Annotated in this window: 16 protein-coding genes; 4 read left to right on the top strand and 12 right to left on the bottom strand. The window is 71.8% G+C overall.

Annotation, left to right across the window (positions count from 1 at the left end):
* Positions 1–199: 199 nt before the first annotated feature.
* The 4 genes from ilvN to ACGF8B_RS39945 form a co-directional block, all read right to left on the bottom strand.
* Entirely contained in the window at positions 200–727 is a 528-nt protein-coding gene (gene ilvN, locus ACGF8B_RS39960) for an acetolactate synthase small subunit (RefSeq protein ID WP_342286606.1), read from the bottom strand.
* 22 nt (positions 728–749) lie between these two features.
* Positions 750–2606, bottom strand: a complete 1857-nt coding sequence (locus ACGF8B_RS39955; RefSeq protein ID WP_392747594.1) for an acetolactate synthase large subunit — start codon at positions 2604–2606, stop codon at positions 750–752.
* A 217-nt stretch (positions 2607–2823) separates the two neighbouring features.
* Positions 2824–5664 (bottom strand): putative bifunctional diguanylate cyclase/phosphodiesterase, encoded by a 2841-nt coding sequence (locus tag ACGF8B_RS39950; protein WP_392747602.1) that lies wholly within the window; start codon positions 5662–5664, stop codon positions 2824–2826.
* A 275-nt stretch (positions 5665–5939) separates the two neighbouring features.
* Positions 5940–6908 carry a 2-hydroxyacid dehydrogenase gene (locus ACGF8B_RS39945; RefSeq protein WP_392747593.1) on the bottom strand — a complete coding sequence of 323 codons (969 nt, stop codon included), beginning with the start codon at positions 6906–6908 and terminating at the stop codon, positions 5940–5942.
* Positions 6909–7039: 131 nt separating this feature from the next.
* On the opposite strand from ACGF8B_RS39945, the gene ACGF8B_RS39940 reads away from it, so the two are divergent.
* The 3 genes from ACGF8B_RS39940 to ACGF8B_RS39930 all read left to right on the top strand — a co-directional run bounded on the left by ACGF8B_RS39940 (position 7040) and on the right by ACGF8B_RS39930 (position 9772).
* Positions 7040–8032 carry an aldo/keto reductase gene (locus tag ACGF8B_RS39940; RefSeq protein ID WP_392747591.1) on the top strand — a complete coding sequence of 331 codons (993 nt, stop codon included), beginning with the start codon at positions 7040–7042 and terminating at the stop codon, positions 8030–8032.
* Between the two features lie 191 nt (positions 8033–8223).
* Positions 8224–9396, top strand: coding sequence for a PQQ-dependent sugar dehydrogenase (locus ACGF8B_RS39935; protein WP_392747600.1), 1173 nt, complete (start codon positions 8224–8226; stop codon positions 9394–9396).
* A gap of 31 nt (positions 9397–9427) precedes the next feature.
* Positions 9428–9772 carry a DUF6191 domain-containing protein gene (locus ACGF8B_RS39930; protein ID WP_392747598.1) on the top strand — a complete coding sequence of 115 codons (345 nt, stop codon included), beginning with the start codon at positions 9428–9430 and terminating at the stop codon, positions 9770–9772.
* Positions 9773–9791: 19 nt separating this feature from the next.
* Here the strand turns inward: ACGF8B_RS39930 and ACGF8B_RS39925 are convergent, their stop codons facing one another.
* The 6 genes from ACGF8B_RS39925 to ACGF8B_RS39900 form a co-directional block, all read right to left on the bottom strand.
* Positions 9792–12923, bottom strand: coding sequence for an AAA family ATPase (locus tag ACGF8B_RS39925; RefSeq protein ID WP_392747589.1), 3132 nt, complete (start codon positions 12921–12923; stop codon positions 9792–9794).
* 202 nt (positions 12924–13125) lie between these two features.
* Complete coding sequence (locus ACGF8B_RS39920; RefSeq protein ID WP_392747588.1) at positions 13126–13323, bottom strand: hypothetical protein; 198 nt, start codon at positions 13321–13323, stop codon at positions 13126–13128.
* Between the two features lie 181 nt (positions 13324–13504).
* Positions 13505–14188, bottom strand: coding sequence for a hypothetical protein (locus tag ACGF8B_RS39915; protein ID WP_392747586.1), 684 nt, complete (start codon positions 14186–14188; stop codon positions 13505–13507).
* Between the two features lie 136 nt (positions 14189–14324).
* Positions 14325–15416 (bottom strand): alpha/beta hydrolase, encoded by a 1092-nt coding sequence (locus ACGF8B_RS39910; RefSeq protein WP_392747584.1) that lies wholly within the window; start codon positions 15414–15416, stop codon positions 14325–14327.
* A gap of 79 nt (positions 15417–15495) precedes the next feature.
* A complete protein-coding gene (locus ACGF8B_RS39905) occupies positions 15496–16776 on the bottom strand; it encodes a serine hydrolase domain-containing protein (RefSeq protein WP_392747582.1) in 1281 nt (426 codons plus the stop codon).
* Positions 16777–16841: 65 nt separating this feature from the next.
* On the bottom strand, positions 16842–17069 hold the full coding sequence (locus tag ACGF8B_RS39900) for a hypothetical protein (protein ID WP_392747580.1): 228 nt from the start codon (positions 17067–17069) through the stop codon (positions 16842–16844).
* Between the two features lie 260 nt (positions 17070–17329).
* Between ACGF8B_RS39900 and ACGF8B_RS39895 the strand changes: the two genes are divergently transcribed.
* Positions 17330–19855, top strand: coding sequence for a helix-turn-helix domain-containing protein (locus ACGF8B_RS39895; RefSeq protein WP_392747578.1), 2526 nt, complete (start codon positions 17330–17332; stop codon positions 19853–19855).
* 115 nt (positions 19856–19970) lie between these two features.
* Here the strand turns inward: ACGF8B_RS39895 and ACGF8B_RS39890 are convergent, their stop codons facing one another.
* Together ACGF8B_RS39890 and ACGF8B_RS39885 are read right to left on the bottom strand one after the other, a co-directional pair.
* Positions 19971–20525 carry a GNAT family N-acetyltransferase gene (locus ACGF8B_RS39890; protein WP_392747576.1) on the bottom strand — a complete coding sequence of 185 codons (555 nt, stop codon included), beginning with the start codon at positions 20523–20525 and terminating at the stop codon, positions 19971–19973.
* Positions 20525–22744 carry an MMPL family transporter gene (locus ACGF8B_RS39885; RefSeq protein WP_392747574.1) on the bottom strand — a complete coding sequence of 740 codons (2220 nt, stop codon included), beginning with the start codon at positions 22742–22744 and terminating at the stop codon, positions 20525–20527. Before ACGF8B_RS39885 ends, ACGF8B_RS39890 begins: the two co-directional genes overlap by 1 nt.
* Positions 22745–22821: the final 77 nt, after the last annotated feature.

The following is a 22821-nucleotide window of genomic DNA, read 5'->3' as shown; positions in this document are numbered from 1 at the left end:
GCGTGGGCGTGGCCCTGGCTGCCGTAACCGATCACCGCGACCTTGCGGCCCTGGATGATGGACAGGTCGGCATCGTCGTCGTAGAACAGCTCGGCCACTGGGTTTCTCCTTGGTGTGCAGGTGTTGCGTCCCACCGTACGGCGGGGTGCGTCAGATACGTTTTCGGGTCTCGCCATACGAGCGGCGAGAGGGGTGACGGCTACGCCGTACGGTCGAGGGCGCGCAGCGAACGGTCGGTGATCGAGCGCGCGCCGCGCCCTATGGCGATGGTGCCGGACTGGACCAGCTCCTTGATGCCGTACTGCTCCAGCATCTTGAGCATGGCCTCCAGCTTGTCGGCGCCGCCGGTCGCCTCGATCGTGACGGCCTCCGGGGAGACGTCCACGGTCTTGGCGCGGAACAGCTGGACGATCTCGACGATCTGGGAGCGGGTCTCGTTGTCGGCGCGGACCTTCACCAGGACGAGCTCGCGCTGGATCGCAGCGGAGGGCTCGAGTTCGACGATCTTCAGGACGTTGACCAGCTTGTTGAGCTGCTTGGTGACCTGCTCCAGGGGCAGGTCCTCGACACCCACGACGATGGTGATGCGGGAGATGTCGGGGTGTTCGGTGGTGCCGACCGCGAGCGAGTCGATGTTGAACCCGCGGCGGGAGAACAGGGCGGTGATCCGGGCGAGGACACCGGGCTTGTTCTCGACCAGGACGGAGAGCGTGTGCTTGGTGGACATGGAGTCGGTCTCTCTCTGTCTCTCAGTCGTCTTCGTTGTCGCCGAAGTCGGGACGGACCCCGCGGGCGGCCATGACCTCGTCGTTGGAGGTGCCGGCGGCGACCATCGGCCACACCATGGCGTCCTCGTGGACGATGAAGTCCACCACGACGGGGCGGTCGTTGATGGAGTTGGCCTCCTCGATGACCTTGTCCAGGTCGGCGGGGTCCTCGCAACGGATCGCGTGGCAGCCCATGGCCTCGGACAGCTTGACGAAGTCCGGGACGCGGGTGCCCTTCGCCGGGACGCCCTCGGTGTCCGCGCCGGAGTGCAGCACCGTGTTGGAGTACCGCTGGTTGTAGAACAGGGTCTGCCACTGGCGGACCATCCCGAGGGCGCCGTTGTTGATGATCGCGACCTTGATCGGGATGTTGTTGAGCGCGCAGGTGGTGAGTTCCTGGTTGGTCATCTGGAAGCAGCCGTCGCCGTCGACCGCCCAGACGGGGCGGTCCGGCATGCCGGCCTTGGCGCCCATCGCGGCCGGGACCGCGTACCCCATCGTTCCGGCGCCGCCGGAGTTCAGCCAGGTGGCGGGCTGCTCGTACTTGATGAAGTGCGAGGCCCACATCTGGTGCTGGCCGACGCCCGCCGCGAAGATCGTGCCCTCGGGGGCGAGCTCGCCGATGCGCTGGATGACCTGCTGCGGCGAGAGGCTGCCGTCCTCGGGCAGGTCGTAACCGAGCGGGTAGGTGTCGCGCCAGCGGTTGAGGTCCTTCCACCACGCCTCGTAGTCACCCACATGGCCGTCGGTGTGCTCTGCCTGAACCGCCTGGACCAGGTCGGCCAGGACCTCGCGGGCGTCCCCGACGATCGGCACGTCGGCGAGCCGGTTCTTGCCGATCTCCGCGGGGTCGATGTCGGCGTGGACGACCTTGGCGTACGGGGCGAAGCTGTCCAGCTTGCCGGTGACGCGGTCGTCGAAACGGGCTCCGAGGGCGACGATCAGGTCGGCCTTCTGCAGCGCGGTGACGGCGGTGACCGCACCGTGCATGCCCGGCATTCCGACGTGCAGCGGGTGGCTGTCGGGGAATGCGCCGAGCGCCATCAGTGTGGTGGTGACGGGCGCTCCGGTGAGCTCTGCGAGGACCTTCAGTTCGGCGGTGGCCCCCGCCTTGATGACACCGCCGCCGACGTACAGCACCGGCCGCTTGGCCTGGGTGATCAGTTTGGCGGCTTCGCGGATCTGCTTCGCGTGCGGCTTGGTGACCGGACGGTAGCCGGGCAGGTCCTGGGTCGGCGGCCAGCTGAACGTGGTCTGCGCCTGGAGGGCGTCCTTGGCGATGTCGACGAGGACGGGGCCCGGACGGCCGGTGGAGGCGATGTGGAAGGCCTCGGCGATCGTGTGCGGGATGTCCTCGGCCTTGGTGACCAGGAAGTTGTGCTTGGTGACCGGCATGGTGATGCCGCAGATGTCGGCTTCCTGGAAGGCGTCGGTGCCGATGGCGGCGGAGGCCACCTGCCCGGTGATCGCGACGATCGGCACCGAGTCCAGGTACGCGTCGGCGATCGGGGTGACCAGGTTGGTGGCACCGGGGCCCGAGGTCGCCATGCAGACGCCGACCTTGCCGGTGGCCTGCGCGTAGCCGGTGGCCGCGTGCCCCGCGCCCTGCTCGTGGCGGACCAGGACGTGGCGGACCCGGGTGGAGTCCATCATCGGGTCGTACGCCGGAAGGATGGCGCCGCCGGGAATGCCGAATACCGTGTCGGCCCCCACCTCCTCAAGGGAGCGGATGAGGGACTGCGCGCCCGTGACGTGCTCAACGGTGGCGGGGGACGATCCGCCGTTACGGGCCCGCGGCTGGGGATGGTGGGCCCCGGTGGCCTGCTCGGTCATCGGCATTCTCTTCTCGAAGCTGAGGGTTTCTGCGGGTGTTTTGCGACAGTTTGCGTGGTGCCGGTGCAACAAAAAACCCCTCGTGCCGTGAGGCAAGCGAGGGGAGCGCGTCGGTGCGGTCTGCAGAGTGCCATCGTGGGACTCTGCTTCAGCCGACGCGCTTTCCAAGTACGAGAATTCGGGTGCGCATGGCAATGACCCTCTCTCCGACGCACTCGACGTGTCAAGTGGGTGGGATGGGCGTCTCAGCATGTGAGCCGCTGAGGAGCGGAATCTGGCCGCCCGTCAGGACGGGCTGTGCCATGGCGCTGCCGGGCACCGGGAACTCGCCGCGGGCCAGGGCGCGGCGCAGCCGGTACTCGTCGACCGGCCCGGAGAAGGCCATTCCCTGGCCGTGCGTACAGCCCATGGCGCGCAGCGCGAGGACCTGCTCCGGCACGTCGACCCCGTCGGCCACGGACTGCATGCCGAGGTCGCAGGCGATACGCAGCAGGCCGCTGGTGATCTTGTGCAGCCGGGCGGACTCCACCACGCCCTCGACGAGACCGCGGTCCAGTTTCAGTACGTCGATGGGGAGGCGGCGCAGGGCGTTGATCGCGGCGTAGCCGCTGCCGAAGCCGTCGAGCGCGATACGGACACCGATGCGACGCAGGGCCACGAGACGCTGCTCCAGTTCGTCGAAGGAGATCCGGGGGTCGCTGTCGGCGACCTCGATCATCAGGGCACCGGAGGGCAGGCCGTGCCGGGTCAGCAGCGCCTCCACGGAGCCGAACGGCATGCCCTTGTCGAGGAGCCGGCGGGCGGAAAGGCGCACGGCGACGGAGACCGGGTGCCCGGCCCTGGCCCGGTCGGCGGCCTGCTCGACGGCCTCTTCGAGGAGCCAGCGGCCCAGCTCGGCGGTGCGGTCGCTGTCCTCGGCGACGCGCAGGAACTCGGCCGGGGTGAACAGGATGCCCTGGGCGGAGCGCCAGCGGGCCTGGGCGGCGACGGCGGCGACCCTGCCGCTGGCGAGGTGCACGACCGGCTGGTGGAGCAGGGCGAACTCGCCGTCGCGCAGGGCGGTGCGCAGCCGGGCGGCCAGCTCGGAGCGGCGCACCACATCGGCCTGCATCTGCGGGGCGTACAGCTCGACGCGGTCCTTGCCGCCCGCCTTGGCGCGGTACATGGCGAGGTCCGCGTTGCGCATGAGGTCGCTGGGGGTGATGCCGGGTTCGGCGAAGGCCACCCCGATGGAGGCGGCGACCCGGACCTCGCCGGTGCCGGTGCCGATGCGGTACGGCTGGGAGAGGGTGAGGCGCAGCCGGTCGGCGATCTCGTGGACCTGGCATTCCCGGGCGGGCTGGTCGCGGGTGCCGTCACCGAGGATGATCGCCGCGAATTCGTCGCCGCCCAGGCGCGCGGCGGTGTCACCGGCCCGGACGGATTCGTGGAGGCGGCGGGCGGCCTGGACGAGGAGCTCGTCGCCCGCCTGGTGGCCGAGTCGGTCGTTGACCGCCTTGAAGCCGTCGAGGTCGATGAAGAGCACGGCGGTGCCGGAGTCGCCGGAGCGGCGGCCGCCGAGGGCCTGGCGGACCCGTTTGGTGAACAGGGCGCGGTTGGGCAGGTCGGTGAGCGGGTCGTGCTCGGCGTTGTGCTGCAACTGGGCCTGGAGCCGGACCCGTTCGGTCACGTCACGGCTGTTGAGGATCAGCCCGCCCTGGTGGCGGTTGACCGTGGATTCGACGTTGAGCCAGTCCCCCGTGCCGGATCTGAAGCGGCACTCGATCCGGGTGGTGGGCTCCTCGCCCGGCGGGGCGGCGAGGAACCGGCGCACTTCGTGGACCACCCGCCCCAGGTCGTCGGGGTGGATGATCGAGGACAGCTCGGCGCCGACCAGCTCGTCGGCCTCGCGCCCGTACACCCCGGCGGCGGCGGGGCTGACGTAGCGCAGCACGCCGTTGGGTGCGGCGATCATGATGACGTCGCTGGAGCCCTGCACCAGGGAGCGGAAGTGGTTCTCCTTCTGCGCCAGTTCCTGGGTGAGGGCGATGTTGTCGACGAGCATGATGCCCTGCCGTACGACCAGGGCGAGCACCACCGTGCAGCCGGTGAGGATCACCACGCGGTCCACCCGGCGGCCCTCGACGGCGTTGTACAGGATGCCGAGGGTGCAGACGGCGGCGGCGAGATAGGGCGTCAGCGCGGCCAGCGATCCGGCGATGGGGCGGCTGGTGGGCTGCGTGCCCAGGGGCGGGAAAGCGTTGTCCGCGGCCCTGTTGGCGCCCCAGGGGGCGTACGCGAGGAGCAGCGAGCCGGCGAACCAGCCCGCGTCCAGCATCTGACCGGAGTGGTAGGTCTGGCGCAGCAGCGGTGAGGTGAACAGGGCGTCGGACAGCACCGTCAGGGCCAGCGCGGCGACGGCGGTGTTCACCGCGGAGCGGTTGACGCTGGAACGCCGGAAGTGCAGCGCCAGCACCATGGAGACCAGCACGATGTCGAGCAGCGGATAGGCCAGCGCCAGCGCCACGCGGGCCACGCTCACGCCCTCGGCGTCCACCAGATGCGCGGTGTGGGCGAGGGCGAGGCTCCAGGAGAGCGTGAGCAGCGAGCCGCCGATCAGCCAGGAGTCGAGCGCGAGACAGAGCCAGCCGGCCCTGGTGACCGGGCGCTTGGCGAGGACCAGCAGCCCGACAATGGCGGGCGGCGCGAAGCAGAGGAAGAAGACGTCGGCGAGCGAGGGCGTGGGCACCGGGAGCCCGAGCACCACCTCGTACCAGCCCCAGACGGCGTTGCCGGCGGAGGCCATGAACGAGGAGAGCGCGAACAACAGCCAGGCGGGCCGGAGCCCGCCGGAGCCGGCCCGTGCGTAGCGGAAGCAGGAGACGGCGGCGATCAGTGCCGCCGCGCTGAGCCCGAAATCCCCCATGAAGAGGGCCAGTTGCGGAGAACCCCAGCCCAGGGCCGCTCCCACGGCGTATCCGGCCCAGACGACGCCGAGAAGGATCTGCCAGACCAGCGCGGACGCGCCGCCCACGGCCGGCCTCCGGGAGAGGAGGGCCCCGAGGGCGTCGGCCGGCGCGCTCACCGGGGCGCCCCCGGTGTCGTCGGGTGCGCGCGCACCCGGCGTCCCGCCGGTCCCCGTCGACTGCCCCGCGGTGTCGGATCGTGCACCCATCGGCCGTACATCGCCCGTCGCCCCCTCGCGTGTCGCGTCCTCCCCGGCGCCGTCCCTTCCACGGCGCAGCGCCCCTTTCGGGACGATACACCAGACTCGTCACGCAGGGACATAGTTCCTCTACTCTCCGTGACGACCTGCGGAGTTGTCGGAACGGTGTGCGACCGGGGGCCTCCGCAGCGTGGTCAGCCGATGGCGCGTACCACGTTCTCCACCGGCTCCCCCGCGGCGAACCGGCTCAGCTGCCCGGCCAGCAGTCGCTTGGCGCGCGGCAGGAAGGCCGACGTGCTGCCGCCCACATGCGGAGTGATCAGGACGTTCGGAGCGTGCCAGAGGGGGTGGCCGGCGGGCAGCGGTTCCGGGTCGGTGACGTCGAGGGCGGCCCGCAGCCGACCGGACCGGAGTTCGGCCAGCAGCGCCCCGGTGTCGACGACGCCGCCCCGGGCGACGTTCACGAGCAGCGCCCCGTCCGCCATCGCGGCCAGGAACTTCGCGTCGACCAGCCCCTGCGTGGACGGGTTCAGCGGGGTGGACAGCACCACGACATCGGCCTCGGGCAGCAGCGTGGGCAGATCGCCGAGCGGGTGTACGGGGCCACGTGCGGCTGTCCGCGCGGAGCGCGCGACGCGCACCACCCGCGCGCACTCGAAGGGCGCGAGCCGGTCCTCGATGGCGGATCCGATCGATCCGTACCCCACGATCAGCACGGACTTGTCGGCGAGCGCGGGGTAGAAGCCGGACCGCCACTCCTCCTTGTCCTGGCCGTGGACGAAGCCGGGAACACCGCGCAGGGAGGCGAGGATCAGAGTCAGGGTGAGCTCCGCGGTGGACGCCTCGTGCACCCCCTTGGCATTGCAGACGAGCGCCCCGTCCGGCAGCAGGCCGAGCGCGGGCTCGACGTGGTCGATGCCCGCGGAGAGCGTCTGCACGACCCGGACGGACGTCATGCCGGCCAGCGGGCGGACCGCGACCGCGGCGCCCTTCATGTACGGCACGACGTAGAAGGCGCAGTCGGCCGGGTCGGCGGGGTAGTCCGGTCCACCGTCCCAGAGCCGGTAGTCGAGCCCCCCGGGGAGCCCCGGCACCTCGTCGGCCGGGAACGGCAGCCACACCTGGGGCGTCTTCGTCACGTCGGGAGTGTTCGTCGAAGTCATGGTCAGGAGGCTAATCGCCGGAGGCCGTGCGAGGACGGGCGGGCGGCAGAGGTTACTTTGGGGTGCGGTGCGGTCCCGCGACGGCGGGGCATGGGCCCGGTTCGGCGGCGGGCCTGGGGAGGGTCGGGGAGTTGGAGCGCAGGAGTCTCGGTGCGGCGGCGCTCGCCGTGGGGGCGATCGGTCTCGGCTGCATGCCGATGAGCTGGGCCTACAGCGCCTCGCAGCAGCGCGGTGACCGTGCGTTGCGTACGGTGCACGCCGCGCTCGACGCGGGTGTCCAACTGCTCGACACGGCCGACATGTACGGCCCGTTCACCAATGAGCTGCTGGTGGGGCGGGCGCTGAAGGGCCGCAGGTCGCAGGCGTTCGTCTCCACCAAGTGCGGACTGCTGGTGGGCGATCAGCACATCGTGGCCAACGGCCGCCCCGGCTACGTGCGGCGGGCCTGCGACGCCTCGCTGCGCCGGCTCCAGACCGATGTGATCGATCTGTACCAACTGCACCGGGCCGACCCCGAGGTGCCGGTCGAGGAGACCTGGGGCGCGATGGCGGAGCTGGTGACCGCCGGAAAGGTGCGGGCGCTCGGGCTCTGCGCGATCGGTGCGCGGGCCTCACGGCGGCCGGGATCGCGGATGTACGACGAAACGATCCGTCAGCTGGACCGGGTGCAGCAGGTCTTCCCGGTGAGCGCGGTGCAGGCGGAGCTCTCGGTCTGGTCGCCGCAGGCGCTGGAGTCGTTGCTTCCGTGGTGTTCGGCGCGGGGTGTGGGGCTGCTGGCGGCGATGCCGCTGGGGAACGGCTATCTGACCGGCACTCTGACGCCGGGGCAGGGCTTTGAACCGGACGATCTGCGGGCCCGGCACCCCCGGTTCACCGCGGAGATGATGGCGGCGAACCAGCCGGTGGTGGTCGGGCTGCGGCGGATCGCCGAGCGGCACGGGGCGAGTGCCGCGCAGGTGGCGCTGGCCTGGGTGCTGCGGCAGGGGCCGCACGTGGTGCCGGTGCCGGGGACCAAGCGGGAGCGGTGGGCGGTGGAGAACGCGGGGGCGGCCGGGCTGGAGCTGACCGCGCGGGACCTGGCGGAGATCGCCGCGCTGCCCGGTGCGCAGGGGTCGTGGGACTGAGATCCGCCCTCGTCCCCGCGCTCCGGGCGGCAGAATCGGCGGGTATCGGGAACTCCGGAGCGGGGCCGCGGTGTAAGAACAGTAGTCAGGTGGCCGTCGAAGGGATCGGTGCTGTGCGCGGTGTTCTGTTCGGATCTGTACGAGGCCCCGCCGGGCCGCGGGGCCCGGGCCGGGGTCTGCGCCGCGGGACGGTGGCCGCGCTGGCGGCCGGCTCGCTGGTGCTGGCCGCGGGGTGTTCCCCGGGCGACGGCTCCGGGAGCACGGCGGGGGCCGGGCGGACGCCGTCGGCGGCGAGCGCCTCCCCCACCGCTCCGGGCCGGTCCGCCGCCCCGTCCGCGTCGCCCGCCCTGCCGCCCGCCAAGGGCTCGGTGAAGGTGGTGTCGACGCTCACCGAGGGCCTGGAGTCGCCCTGGGGGCTGGCACAACTGCCCGGCGGCGATCTGCTGGTCTCCTCCCGCGACAAGGGCACGATCACCCGGATCGACGCGAAGACCGGCAGGAAGACGCTGCTGGGCGCGGTGCCCGGGGTGTCGCCCGCCGGTGAGGGCGGACTGCTGGGGATCGCGGTCTCCCCCACGTACGGCGCGGACCACATGGTGTACGCGTATTTCACCACCGAGTCCGACAATCGCATCGCCCGTATGCAGTACGACGAGAACGGCACGACGCCCGGCCGGCTGCTGGGCGCGCCCGACACGATCCTGCGCGGCATCCCCAAGGGGTCGATCCACAACGGCGGACGGATCGCCTTCGGCCCGGACCACATGCTGTACGCGGGCACCGGGGAGACGGGCGACGACGGTCTCGCGCAGGACAGGAAGTCGCTGGCCGGCAAGATCCTGCGGATGACCCCGGACGGGCAGCCGCTGCACGGCAACCCGGAGGCCGACTCCGTGGTGTATTCGTACGGGCACCGCAATGTGCAGGGGCTGGCCTGGGACGGGCAGAAGCAGCTGTGGGCGTCCGAATTCGGCCAGGACACCCGGGACGAGCTGAACCGGATCGTGCCGGGTGGGAACTACGGCTGGCCGGAGGCCGAGGGCAAGGCGGGCAAGAAGGGTTTCATCGATCCCGTGGCACAGTGGAAGACGTCCGAGGCTTCCCCGAGCGGCATCGCCTTCGCCAAGGGTTCGATCTGGATGGCGGGCCTGCGCGGTGAGCGGCTCTGGCGGATCCCGCTGTCCGGCAATGACGCCGAGGAACCTCTGGCGGCCCCTCAGCCGTTCCTGGAAGGAAAGTACGGCCGTCTGCGCACCGTGCTCGCCGCGGGCGGCGACAGGCTCTGGCTCGTCACGAGCAATACGGACACCCGTGGCACCCCGAAGCCGGGAGACGACAGGATCCTGGTGCTGGCGGTGCGGTAGCGGCTACAGCAGGTGAAAGGGCGTGCGGCCGGTGTTCAACTTCTTCGAGGAACTCTTCGCACCCGGCCGCAAGCACGCCTCCGACGAACAGAAGCGGCTGGAGCTGACCCGGGTGGATCTCGGTGTCGGTGACCCGGGACGCGGGCCGATAGACCTGTCCTCCGGGAAGGTGGTCGTCCGGGCCTCCGGCGCGGACGGCAGCCCGGGTGCGAATGCCGTTGCCGATCAGGCGGACCCGGCGGAATCGGCGGACCCGGCGGAATCGGCGGACCAAGTAAATCGGGCGGACCAAGTGGATCAGGCGGATCCGGAGGCTGCTCAGGACCCGGGAGCGGACCCGGGAGCGGACGGGGACGTGGGCGGCGCGCGGTCCTGAGCGGGTGACCCGGTCCACTTTAGGCGTCGCCGGGGGCGGGATACAGGCGGAGCCGGTGGGCGAGGGCGGCCGCCTCGCCGCGGCTGGAGACGCCGAGCTTGGCGAGGATGCTGGAGACGTGCACGCTCGCCGTCTTGGGCGAGATGTAGAGCTGCTCGGCGATCCTGCGGTTGGTGAGGCCCTCGGCGACCAGCCGGTGCACGTCCTGTTCGCGCCGGGTCAGTCCGAAGGACTCCACCGCGGCGGCGGCCGCCTCGCGCAGCCGGTCCTCGGCGCGCTCCGGGTCCGCCGTGCCGGCGCCGGCCTCGTCCGGGACGGTGACGGCGGGCGGGAGTTCGGGGGTGGCACCGCGGTCCGCGGCGGCCAGGGAGACGCGGGCGCGGCCGGCCAGCAGCTCGACGGCCGTCGTCAGCGGGCGGGCACCGAGCCGCACGGCGGTGCGGTGGGCCTCGCGCAGCAGCGTGCCGGCGGCCGTCCGGTCGCCCGAGGCGACGAGGAGGGCCTCGGCCCAGCGGTGCCGGATCCGGGCCAGCTCGTACGGGCGGTGCAGCGGCGCGAAGGCGGCGGCCGCCCGGGACCAGTGGGCGGGGGTGTCGATGCCCTCCGCCCTGGCCAGCTCGGCATCGACGAGGAGGCCGTGGGCGGCCCAGACCGGGACCAGCATCGGGAGCCGCTTCAGGTGGGCGCGGATGGCGGCCAGGACCGCCGGCCGGCCGGGGTCTGCGGTGGGCAGGCCCCTGGCATCGGCCTCGGCCTCGGCGGCGACATGGAGCAGCGGCAGGGCGTACCGCTGGGTTCCGGGCGGGAATCCCTGCTCCGACCGGGCCTCGAACTCGGCTCGCGCGTCCGCGAGTCGGCCCTGTTGCGCGGCGATGGCCAGGGCGTGGCGCGCGGGGGTGATGAGGTGCTGCGGCTGTGGATCACGGGAGCCGAAACAGCTTCGGGTCAGGGCGAGTTGCATCTCGGCCTCGGCCAGATCGCCCCGGGCCAGGGCGAGTTCGGTGCGGCACGAAGCCACCAGACCCTGCGCCTTGGTGGACCGGGCGGCGCGGGCCGCGGCGTCGGTGGTGGCCCGGCTCTCGTCCCAGTGTCCCAGGGAGAACAGTGAGGCCGCCCGGTTGCAGCGGACCCACGCCTCCATGTCGCCGATGCCGTGGCTGAGGCTGATCGCGATGCCGTGGTCCGCGGCGCTCACGGCCTCCAGGGAGCGGCCCATGGATTCGAGGGTGGACGGGAGGTTGATGCCGGCCCGGCTCATGATGCCGACCAGGTGGAGTTCGTCGGCGCGGTCGCGGACGGCGTACATCTCGGCGATGCCCTCGTCGATGCCGCCCGCCTCGGCGGTGAGCCCGCCGCGGGTGAGCCGGGCGTGCAGCTCGGTGTACTCGTCGTCGACGAGCCGGGCGTACTCCACGGCCCGGTCGACGGCGAGCAGCGTCTCGGCGCCGGGGCGGTGCAGGGCGCCCCATCCCGCAAGGCTCGCCAGGACGTCGGCGTGGACGACGGACGGGGGCAGTCCGCGGACCAGTTCCTGGGCGTTGGCCAGTTCCTGCCATCCGTCGCCCCGGGTGAGGTCCTGCATCAGCCGGGAGCGCTGGACCCAGAACCAGGCGGCGCGCAGTGGGTCGCGTTCGCCCTCCAGGACGCGCATGGCCTTCTTGGCGACGGCCAGGGCGCGTTCGCGTTCCCCGCCGGACCGGGCGGCGACGGTGGCCTCGGCCATCAGGTCCAGATACCGCAGCGGGGTGGTGGCGGGGTCGCAGCCGCAGGCCGGATAGCTCTCGGCGTAGTCGATCGGCCGCAGGGTGCGGCGCACGTCGTCGGGGGCGTCGTCCCACAGCTCCATCGCCCGTTCCAGCAGACGGAGTTGTTCGGCGAACGCATAGCGGCGGCGGGCCTCGACGGAGGCCTTGAGCACGGCGGGCAGGGCCTTGGCGGCGTCGTGTGCGCCGTACCAGTAGCTGGCGAGGCGGGTGGCGCGCTCCCCGGCGCGGACGAGGGCGGGGTCGGCCTCCAGCGCCTCGGCGTAGCGCCGGTTGATCCGGGAGCGCTCGCCGGGCAGCAGGTCGTCGCTGACGGCCTCGCGGACCAGGGAGTGCCGGAATCGGTAGCCGTTGCCCTCCGGAGTGGCGAGCAGCAGGTTGGTGCCGACCGCCGCCCGCAGTGCCTCGATGAGTTCGTCCTCGGTCAGCCTGGCGACCGCGGCCAGCAGTTCGTACTCGACGGTGGAACCGCCCTCGGCGACGATCCGGGCGATCCTCTGCGTGTCGTCGGGAAGCGCTTCGACGCGTACGAGGAGGAGGTCGCGCAGCGAGCCGGAGAGCCGGGAACGGTCGCCGCTCTCCAGGCTGCGGGCGAGCTCCTCGACGAAGAAGGCGTTGCCGTCGGAGCGTTCGAAGATCTCGTCGGCGAGCTTGGTCTCGGGGGTGGCGGCGAGGATGCCGGTGAGCTGGCGGCGGACCTCGGCGCGGTTGAAGCGGGCGAGCTCGATCCGGTGGACGGTGCGCAGCCGGTCCAGTTCGGCGAGCAGGGGGCGCAGCGGGTGGCGGCGGTGGATGTCGTCGGAGCGGTAGGTGCCGATCACGACGAGGCGGCCGTTGCGCACGGTGCGGAAGAGGTAGGAGAGGAGGTGACGGGTGGAGGTGTCGGCCCAGTGCAGGTCTTCGAGGACGAGGACGACGGGGCGCCCGGCGGAGACGCGTTCCAGGAGTCTGGCGGTGAGCTCGAAGAGCCGGGCGGTGCTGTGCTCGTCGGCGGCGTCCCGGCCGGCCTCGCCGAGCTCGGGGAGCAGCCGGGCCAGCTCGCCCTCCTGCCCGGCGCAGGCGGCGGCGACCTCGGCGGGCAAAGTGCGGCGAAGGGCCCTCAGCGCGGTGGAGAACGGGGCGTAGGGCAGGCCGTCGGCGCCGATCTCGACGCAGCCGCCGACCGCGACGACCGCGTCGCGGCGTACCGCCGCCGCGAGGAACTCCTCGACCAGCCGGGTCTTGCCGACCCCCGCCTCGCCGCCGATGAGCAGCGCCTGCGGTGCGCCGGGGGCGCCGCCGTCGCCCTGCGCACAGGCGCGGCCGAGCGCGTCGACGAGCGAGGCGAACTCGCCCTCGCGGCCGACGAACACGGGACTGACGGACCTGGTCTCCACGCCGCCGAGCATCGCATACGGGACCGGGCGCGCAGTTCCCGGAACCGGGCGGCCGGCCACCGCCGCGCCGGGCGCTGATCCGACGGGCGGTGATCCGACGGGCGCTGACCCGACGGGCGCTGACCCGACGGGCATCAGCTCGCCGGTCACCTGCTCGCCGGTCACCGGTTCATCGGGCATCGGGCATCGGGCATCGGGCATCGTCGCACGGCCTTCACGCGGCGGGGACGAAGCGCTTCCGGCCGGTACTCACCGGCCCCTCGGCCTCCTTGTGCCCGGAGCGCCGGACGGCCCGGCGGGCGGCCCGCCTGGCCTCCCGGCGGGCGCGAAGGGCCTCCCGGACGAGCCGGTCCTGCTCGGCCCGGCGGCGCAGTTCGGCGGCGTGCAGTTCGTGGAGCCGGTACACGTGCATGTGCTTCTCCCTGAGGACGACGGCCCGTTCGGGCCGGGGGCGGCAGGGTTTCTCTGCCGTGCCCCGACTGTCGTCCCCCAGGGGGTGTCACCGCATCGGGCAAGATCCGCATCCTCGTGGGGCGGGGTGCCCTAGGGCCGCTCGTCGGATGCCCTACACGACGGTCCTCGGGCCGTCGTGCCTACTGGGTGGCGGTCGCGGTCGGCAGGGCGACGATGAGGTCGAAGTACATGCCGACGGAGATCAGCAGGCCGAGGACGCCGAGCGCGATGCCGGCGGTCGCGACGGCGCGGACCCAGCCGGGCTGCGGTTGCGCGGACGGTACGCCGAAGGCCGGGCGGACCAGGGCGAAGATGCCGACCAGCAGGGCCAGCAGGGCGAAGATGCCGTTGACCAGGGCGGTGGAGTGCCAGGCGTCCCCGTAGATCTCGGAGATCTGCTGGGCCGCGGTCCCGCCGCCCGAGGTCTTGATCTGGCCGATCAGGGTCTCGCGCTCGGCGGCCACCTTGCCGGTCCAGGACCCGGTGAGCGCGACGACGCCGAGACCGGCCGCGACCACGGCAGCGACGGCCGCCCCCAGACCGGAGTTCTCCTTGGCCGAGTCGTCGTCGAGACCGTCCAGGTCCAGGTCCTCGTCCTCCGCGCCGTCCTCGTCCTCGCCCTCTGCGACCGCGTCCCCGGTGGCCTTGGTCAGGTCGTACGAGGTGTCCGAGGCTGCGGCCTTCTTGGCCACGATCTCCTCGGCACCGGACGCACCGGACACATCAGCCGCATCGGACGCATCAGACGTATCGACTGCTGCGGAGGCTTCGGATGCTTCGGGGTCGGCGGGAGCGGTGGGGTCAGTGGGGGTCCTGGGGTTCATGTTGCGCACGCTAGGCGGCCCGTATGAGAACCCTCTTAACGAATGCCCCACGCGACGGCGTCCTGGGCGGCCCCCGGCCCCGGCGGGCGTCCGCCCGCCGGGGCCGGGGGCCATTGCCGGGCCGCTGTCCGCCGCGTCAGCTCTTCACCCCGAAGGAGTCCTGGAGCCGGGGTACGTAGTCGGCGAGGGCGGCCGCCCAGCAGCCGTAGTTGTGGCCGCCGTTGCAGGTGGGGGCGAGCGCCGCCCCGTTGCCGTAGTCGACCAGGCGGCTGGGCAGGCCGAGCGTGTCCATACGGGACTTGACGTTCCTGGCGGCAATCGCGGTGAAGTGGTCGATCACGTCGTTGTCACCGGTGTAGAGCGTCACCTCGGTCCCGGTGAGCCTGGCCAGGTTGGCGGGGGCGGCGGGATCGACCGCCTTCCAGATCCGGTCCGCGTTCAGGACCGGATAGGGGGAGCCGAAGATCGCGTCGCTGTCGACCATGGGCCCGTAGCCGGTGCACTCGCCCGTCCCGGCGGGGGTGGAGGTGCTCACGGCGCACCAGGCGCCCGTGATGTTGAGTTCCGTGGCCAGGACCGCCGCGCGGACCTCCGCCATGCCGAAGTCGATGCCGCCGGACAGCGAGGCGACATGCCCGAAGAGATCGGGCCGGGCCTCGCCGTAGTGCAGGGCGCCGAACCCGCCCATCGACAGGCCGACGACGGCCCGGTGGTCCTTGTCGGCGATGGTGCGCAGGTTCGCGTCGATGAAGGGGACGACCTGATTCAGGTGGAAGGTCTCCCAGTTCGCCGCGCCCTCCGCGGTGTTCTGCATGAGCCAGTCGGCGTACCAGCCCTTCCGGCCGCCGTCCGGTACGACGGTGATCATCGAGTCCGAGCGCAGCGCCGGGGCGGCCGCGGCGTCGTCCGGGTTTCCGGGTCCGCCGTGCAGGAAGTACGCCACCGGCCATCGTTTGCCGGGGTCGGTGCGGTAGCCGCTGGGCAGGAAGACGCGGATCTTGTGCTTCCCGGCCACCTGAGGAGTGGTCACGGTGATGGTGAAGTCGTTGTCCGAGTGGACCTCGGTGCCCCCGGCGACCTGGGTCAGGCCGAATCCGTCGGACAGCACCGGAGGGGCGGCGCCCTCGGCGTGCGCGAGCGGGGTCGCGAGGGCCGCGGTCACGGTCAGCGCGGCGGCGGCGACGGCCGTCCGCGTACGTGTCCGCAAGGCGGTCAGCAGTGTTTTCATCGGGTCCTCTCCGAGGGCGGCCGGCTCGCGCGGGTGGGCGGGGCCGGCCGGCGCGGCCCCGCCCTTCCGGTCGCGGTTCTCAGAGCGCGCAGAACGCGTCCGTCATGGCCTTGCCCGTGTGGGCCTGTCCCGGAGTTCCGGCGAGCATGTGGAACTCGTTGTTCGCGTGCAGCGCCTGCTCGGTGCCGTCCTCGCTGCTCAGCCACTCGCTGAAGTAGCCGAGCACCGCGCCGTTGTGCCCCCAGGCCCACTTTCCGCACGACAGCTTCACGTGCTCGATGCCCAGTCCGTATCCGGCATCGGCGTTCACCGGGACGGTGGTCTTGAGCTCGGCCAGCTGCGCGGGCTCCAGGAGCTTCCCGGTCATCAGCGCCCGGGAGAACGTGGCCAGGTCGTCCATGGTCGACACCATGGCACCGGCACTCCCGCTGACCTGCACGTTGGAGACCGTGGCGTCGTCGATGAGGATCGCCCGGAGCACGTAGCCGTGGAGGTGGTTGCCGTAGAGCGCGGGGTCGGCGGTGGGGAAGCTGGTGTCGCGCAGACCGAGCGGTTCGATGATGCGCCGCTGCACCTCCGCGGCCGGTTCCGAACCGGTGACGGCCTTGATCACCATGCCTGCGAGCACGTAGTTGGTGTTGGAGTAGCCGAACTTCTCGCCCGGCGTGCTCGTCGGCGCGCGCATGCCGAGGGCGACGTTGACCAGGTTCTGCGGCGGGTAGACCTCCCGCGGGTTGAGGTTGAGGAAGTACGGCCCGTTGATCTGCACGGCACTGAGGTAGTCGGGCAGGCCCGAGGTGTGGTTGAGCAGCTGACGGATCGTGATCTTCGAGCCGTCGTATCCGTTGGCGTCGACCGCTCCCGGCAGCCACCGGGCAACGGTGTCGTCCAGCGAGAGCTTCTTCTCGCCCTCCAGCTGGAGCAGCACGGTGGAGATGAACGCCTTGGTGTTGCTGCCGATCCGGAACGTCGCCTTCGGGTCCGCCGGCACCTTGGTCGCGCGGTTGCCGACCCCCGCGTTCACGTACTGGGCGCTGTCGCCCTTCCGGACCATGCCGATCACCCCCGGGTACCCGTCGGCGACCCCCTGCTGGGCCCCGGCCTGCAGGATCTCGGCCGGGGTCTGGGCGACGGCCGAGGAGCCGGTGGCCGGGGCGGCCGACCGGCCGTCGGCCCCGGCGGCCGCGTTCGCCGTGCCGGCGGCGGTCAGCAGGAGGCAGGTCAGGCCGGCCACCGGCAGCAGCCTGCGCCGGTGCCGGCGCCCGCGGGCCGGTGCGGGCTGCTGCCGGGCCGCACCTGCGGCGTCCTGGTTCCCCGCGTCCACCGCTGCGCCTGTACCGGATGCATCGAGCACGCTCATTTTCTTTACCGTCCCTTTCGGTTGGCTGGTCGTTCCGGAAGTGCGGTCGGATTCAGATCGCTGTCTCAGTGCCGGCAGGAGACGACGATGATCAGCAACAGAACTGCGATTCCCGCCACTTGAAGAAATCCGAAGCCGCCTTCCGGGTTTTTCCGATTGGTCTCCACATGGCCACCGGCGGGAATTCCGGGATGCTGCTTGAGGTAGTGCTCCAACTGACGCTGCGCACCCCGGGATTCAGCGAGCCACGGCGTCTTGAAACCGCACTCGCCGCACCAGAATCGATAGGCCATGTCAACTCCTCGTCCGTCGTGACAGGAGAAGGCCCACCAGTGGTGGTTCCGGTCCGGCACCGGGATCCGTCCGATCCCGGCACCGGCCGCTTCTCCGATGCCCCGCGCGGTGCGCCGCCCCGTGTCGGCGCTCCGGCCGGGCACCACTCGATCGTGGCGTTCGCGCTGCTCGACGGACAGGACAGCCGACCGGCCATATATGACCGGTCGTCACGATAGGCTCATCGCCGGCCGCGCTCGGTGGTGGAGGGGATGGCGAAGTGGCGGATCAGCTCGGCACGTTGTTGCGTCGGCTGCGCAAGCGGTCGGGGCTGACGCAGGAGCAGCTGGAGGCACGTTCCGGGGTGAGCGTGCGTACGATCCGCAGACTGGAGACGGGCAGATCCAGCGATCACCGGCTGGGCACGGTGAACCTGCTGGCCGACGCGCTGGAGGCCGGGCCCGAGGACCGCCAGCGGCTGGCGGCCACGCTGGCCGGATCGGCGACGGAACCCGCCGTATCCGCTCCTTCGCCCCTTCCTCCGCCCCTTCCTTTATCCGTTCCCGAGACCGTTCCCGAATCCGTTCCCGAATCCGTTCCCGAGACCGTTCCCGGCCCCGCGCCCGCTGATCCGAATTCCGGGCCCGCCCCCGCTCCCCCGCCGATTCCCGCGCAGAATTCCCGGCCGACGACGGACGGACCCCGTCCTTCGCACCCGATCTCCAGTGAACTCGCGGCTGCCGCGACGGAATTGGCGAAGGAGATCCGGCGTCGCTGGCAGCGCGAGGAGGAACACCGCCGGGTCCATGACCCCTTTCCGCTTCCCGTGCGCTGGCGGGACGCCCCGGCATCCCTGACCGACCATTCGGAGAACATCCAGCGCCTGCCGCCCGGTGCGGCTTCCCAGGAAATGGATCTGAGCGGCGATCTGGGCAGTGTGGCCGAGGTCTACCGGCGGATTCTGTCCGGGCGGCTGGTGGTACTGGGCCGGGCCGGATCCGGCAAGTCGATCCTGACGATCAGGTTCGTCCTGGACCAGTTGGAGGCCCGGGATCCGCACGGCCGGGTGCCGGTGATCTTCAGCCTCGGGTCCTGGGATCCCACGGCCATCGCGTTACGGGACTGGCTGATCGACCTCCTGGTCCGCGACCATCCCCACCTCACCCGCAGGGCCCCCGGCGGGTCGACGCTGGCCGCCGCGCTGGTCGACGCCGATCTCGTACTGCCGGTCCTGGACGGCTTCGACGAGATCGCGGAGGGGCTGCGGAGCACCGCGCTGGAGACACTGAACGCCACCTCGCTGCCGCTCGTCCTGACCAGCCGGCGCGGCGAGTTCGCCGAGGCGGTCGAGGAGACCCGCACCCCGCTGGTGTGGGCCGCCGGTCTGGAACTCACCGATCTCACCCTCGACGACCTCGACGACTACCTGCCCCGCACGGCCCGCCCGGTCCCTCGCGGCGGCAGCGGGAGCGAGGCGGTGTGGAGCCCCGTCCTGGCGCGGCTGACCGCCGGGGAGGGCGGCGCGGACACCCCCCTGGCCAGGGTCCTGAGCACCCCGCTCATGATCATCCTGGCGCGGACGATGTACAGCGAGACACCCGGCGGGGATCCGGCCGAACTGCTGGACACCGAGCGGTTCCCCGACGAGAACTCCCTGGAGGAACACCTGCTGGCCGGCTTCGTACCGACGGTCTACCGCCGCCGGGTCGCCGAGCGGAGCGTCGTGGGCGGCCGGGAGCGGCACCGGGACCCGGAGCGCGCCGAACACTGGCTCGGCTATCTCGCCCACCATCTGGCCCGGCTCGACCGCGACCAGCAGGACCTCGCCTGGTGGCGGATCGGCGATTCGCTGCGGCTGTCCACTCGCCTGCTGTCGGTGGTGGTGGCCTCGGCGCTCTGCGTCGCCTTCGCCCAGTGGTTCGTCAATCTGGTCAACCTGCCGTTCCCCATCGGCGAGGCCCTTCTGCTGGGCGGTTCGCTGGGGGCCGCCGCGGGCCTCGCGTTCGGGTGTGTCCACGCGATCCTGGCCCGGTTCGGCACCGCGGCCTTCGAACCGGCCCATGTACGGCTGCGGCTGCGGCTGCCCGGTGCGGGCACCGGGATCGGCCGCAGACCGGTGCGCACGTTCATCGCCCGGTTCGGTGCCGTTCTGCCGGGCGGATTCGTGATGGGCGTCGGGTGCGCGTCCGCCCTCGCCCTCCAGCGCTGGCTGTACTACGGGGTTCCCCTCGCGAACGAACTGGTGATCAAGGGCACGCTGATCAACATGCTGGTCCTCGGGCTGATCTTCGGGGCGGGTGCCGGGCTCGTCTTCGGGCTCATGGCCGCGTTCGAAGCGCCGCTGGACGTCACATCGGCGGCCACCCCGGTCGGCCTGCTGGCCTCGAACCGCGCGACGGTGGCCCGGCAGGTCCTCGTCCTGGTGCCGATGCTCACCCTCGCGATCACGCTGGGCGGATTCCTGATCACCGACCTGCTCCAGGGGCTGCTGGGAACGCTGGTCTGGCGGCTGCCGGACGGGCTGGCCATCGGCGGCGTCGGCGGGCTCGGCGGCGCCTGCTCGTACGCGCTCTCGTTCACCGCCTGGGGGCGGTGGCTGGTCCTGTCGCGGGTCTGGCTGCCGCTGACCGGCAAGCTGCCCTGGGACACGGTGGCCTTCCTGGACGACGCGTACCGCCGGGGCGTGCTGCGCCAGACCGGCGCGGTGTACCAGTTCCGCCACATCCGGCTCCAGCACCACCTCGCCCGCTCGTACCGCGAGCACCAGAGCAAGTACGCACCCGCCCGGTTCGGTCCCGGCGTGTAGCGGACCGGTCTCGGAACTCCCGGGGTGTTGAGGCCGGCTCAGGACTCCCGGAGGGTTGATACCGGTCTCAGGACTCCCGGAGTGCAGGGTGGACTCCCCGGGTACAGGGGGCGGCTCAGGACTCCTGCGCCGGCCACTCCCGGGCCAGTACCGACCAGATCTCCGAGTCGTGCCGCTCGCCGCGGTACAGGTAGTTCTCGCGCAGCACCCCGTCGCGCGTCATGCCCAGCCGCTCGGCCACGGCGATGCTGGCGGTGTTCGCGGCGGAGGCGTCCCACTCGACCCGGTGCATGCCGCGCTCCCGGAACGCCCAGTCGATCAGTCTTCGGGCCGCGCGGGTGATCAGCCCGCGCCCCTCGCCCGCCGGCTCCAGCCAGCAGCCGAGCTCACAGTTCCCCGACTCCGCGTCGAAGATCCGGAACATGACACCGCCGACGAGCGTGCCGTCCAGCCAGATGCCGTAGATCCGCCCGGTGTCCGCCGCCTGCTTCTCCGCGTACCGCCGCAGCAGTTCCCGCGCCGAGTCGAGGTCGGTGGCGAAGGAGGCGAAGGGGATCCACGGGTCGACGAGCGCCCGGGCCCGGTCCATGTGGTCGAGGAACTCCTGCGCCTGCCAGATCTCCAGCGGACGCAGTTCCGCTCCGTCGTCACCCAGGGGTATCGCGAACATCATGCTCCTTCTCGGACCGCTTCCACCGACTGCGCGGGCTGCGCCGCCTGCGGGATCTTCGCATGCGGCAGACCCTGCTCGGGCGGCTCGATGCTGATCCGCGGCAGCAGCCGGTCCAGCCGGCGCGGCAGCCACCAGTTCGCCCCGCCGAGCAGATGCATCAGCGCGGGGACCAGCAGCGTACGCAGGACGAAGGCGTCCAGCAGGACGGCCGCGGCGAGCGCGATGCCGAACATCGCGATGACCCGGTCCCCGCTGAGGACGAACGCCAGGAAGACCGCAATCATGATCACGGCCGCGGAGTTGATCACCCGCCCGGTCTCGGCGAGGCCCACCCGGACGGCCCGCCGGTTGTCACCGGTCTCCAGCCACTCCTCGTACATCCGCCCCACCAGGAACACCTGGTAGTCCATGGACAGTCCGAAGAGCACCGACACCATGATCACCGGCAGGAACGGTTCGATGGGCCCCGCACTGCCCAGGCCCAGCAGCTCGCTCCCCCAGCCCCACTGGAAGATCGCGACGACGACCCCGAACGAGGAGGCGACGGCGGCCACGTTCATCACCGCGGCCTTCAGCGGAATGCCGATCGACCGGAAGGCCAGCAGCAGGAGCAGACAGCCGAGCCCGATGACCACGCCGACGAAGAGCGGGAGCTTGCCGATGACGACCTGGGCGAAGTCGTCGTAGCCTGCGGTCACTCCGCCGACGTGGGCCCGGAGCGAGTTGTTCTCCTCGGCCTTCGGCAGCACATCGGTGCGCAGCCGGTCGACGAGCTCGCTGGTCTTCTGGGACTGCGGTGACGACTTCGGGACCACGGTGACGAAGGCCGTGTCGCCGCTGTTGCCGTACGTGACCGGGCCGACCGAGGCCACGCCCTCGGTGGACCGCAGTGCGGCGGGCAGGCCGTCCATCGCGAGCCGGTCGTCCGCGCCGTCCAGCTGAGCGGCGATGGTCAGGGGCCCGTTGACGCCGGGGCCGAATCCGTCGGCCAGCAGGTCGTACGCCTGCCGGGTGGTCGACGAGGCGGGGTTGCTGCCCTGGTCGGAGCTGCCCAGGTGCAGGGAGAAGGTGGGCAGCGCGAGGACCAGCATCACCACGGCGGCGCACGCCCCGAGCAGCTTGGGGTGACGTTCGACGAAGGCGGACCAGCGGGCGGCGAAGCCCGTGGGCAGTTCGGGCTGGGGACCGTGCTCGGCGAGCTGCCGGCGCTCGCGCCGGCTCAGCGCCCGCATCCCGATGAGGGAGAGCAGGGCGGGGAGCAGGGTGATGGAGGCGGCCACGGTCAGGACGACGGTGAGCGAGGCGGCGATGGCCACGCCGTTGAGGAACCCGAGCCGCAGGATCAGCATGCCGAGGAGCGCGATGCAGACGGTGGCCCCGGCGAAGACCACGGCGCGGCCGGTCGTCGCGACGGCGTTCTGCGCGGCCTCGGTGACCGACAGGCCTCTGCGCAGACCTCTGCGGTGTCTGGTGACGATGAACAGCGCGTAGTCGATGCCGACGCCGAGCCCGATCAGCATGCCCAGCATGGGGGCGAAGTCGGCGACGGTCATCACATGGCCGAGCAGCACGGTGCCCGCGTACGCCGTGCCGACGGAGACCAGCGCGGTGGCGATGGGCAGCATGCTGGCGGCGAGCGAGCCGAAGGCGAGGAAGAGGACCACCGCCGCGACGACGACCCCGATGGCCTCGCTGAGGTGGGCGGAGGGTGCCTCGGTGAGCGCGACCGCCGGGCCGCCCAGCTCCACCTGGAGATGGTCGGCGGCGGCCGCCTTCGCGGTGTCGACGACGGCCCTGGCCTGTTGGGCCGGGATCTCCTCGACCTGCTGGTCGAAGGTGATCGTGGCGTAGGCGGTGTGTCCGTCGGCGCTGATCTGCCCGGCGCCGGAGGCCCCGTACGGGCCGGTGACCGCGCCGACCCCGGGCAGTCCCTCGACCGCGTGCAGGGTCCGGGTCATCGTCTGCCGGACGTCGTCGGCCCGCACGGTGGAGTCGGAGGTGTGCCAGACGATGGTGTCGGTGTCGCCGCCGAGATCCGTGAAGCCGGACCGGAGGAGCTCGGTGGCCCGGCCGGCCTCCGTGCCGGGCACCTCGTAGTCGTTGGAGTACGCGGAGCCCGCGAAGCCGGCCGCGGTGGCGGCGCCACCGAGGGTGAGCAGCCAGATGAGGACGGCGACGAGACGGTGCCTGATGCACCAGCGGGCGATGGCAGCCAACGGACGTGCTCCCTGCTGGTTCGTGGTCCTTGGGCAGCACAACACATGAATCAGCCGCAGAGAACGCATGACCTGAG

Source organism: Streptomyces sp. NPDC047917, assembly GCF_043204345.1.
Taxonomy (GTDB): domain Bacteria; phylum Actinomycetota; class Actinomycetes; order Streptomycetales; family Streptomycetaceae; genus Streptomyces; species Streptomyces sanglieri.
This window is presented reverse-complemented; position numbering and strand designations above follow the sequence as displayed.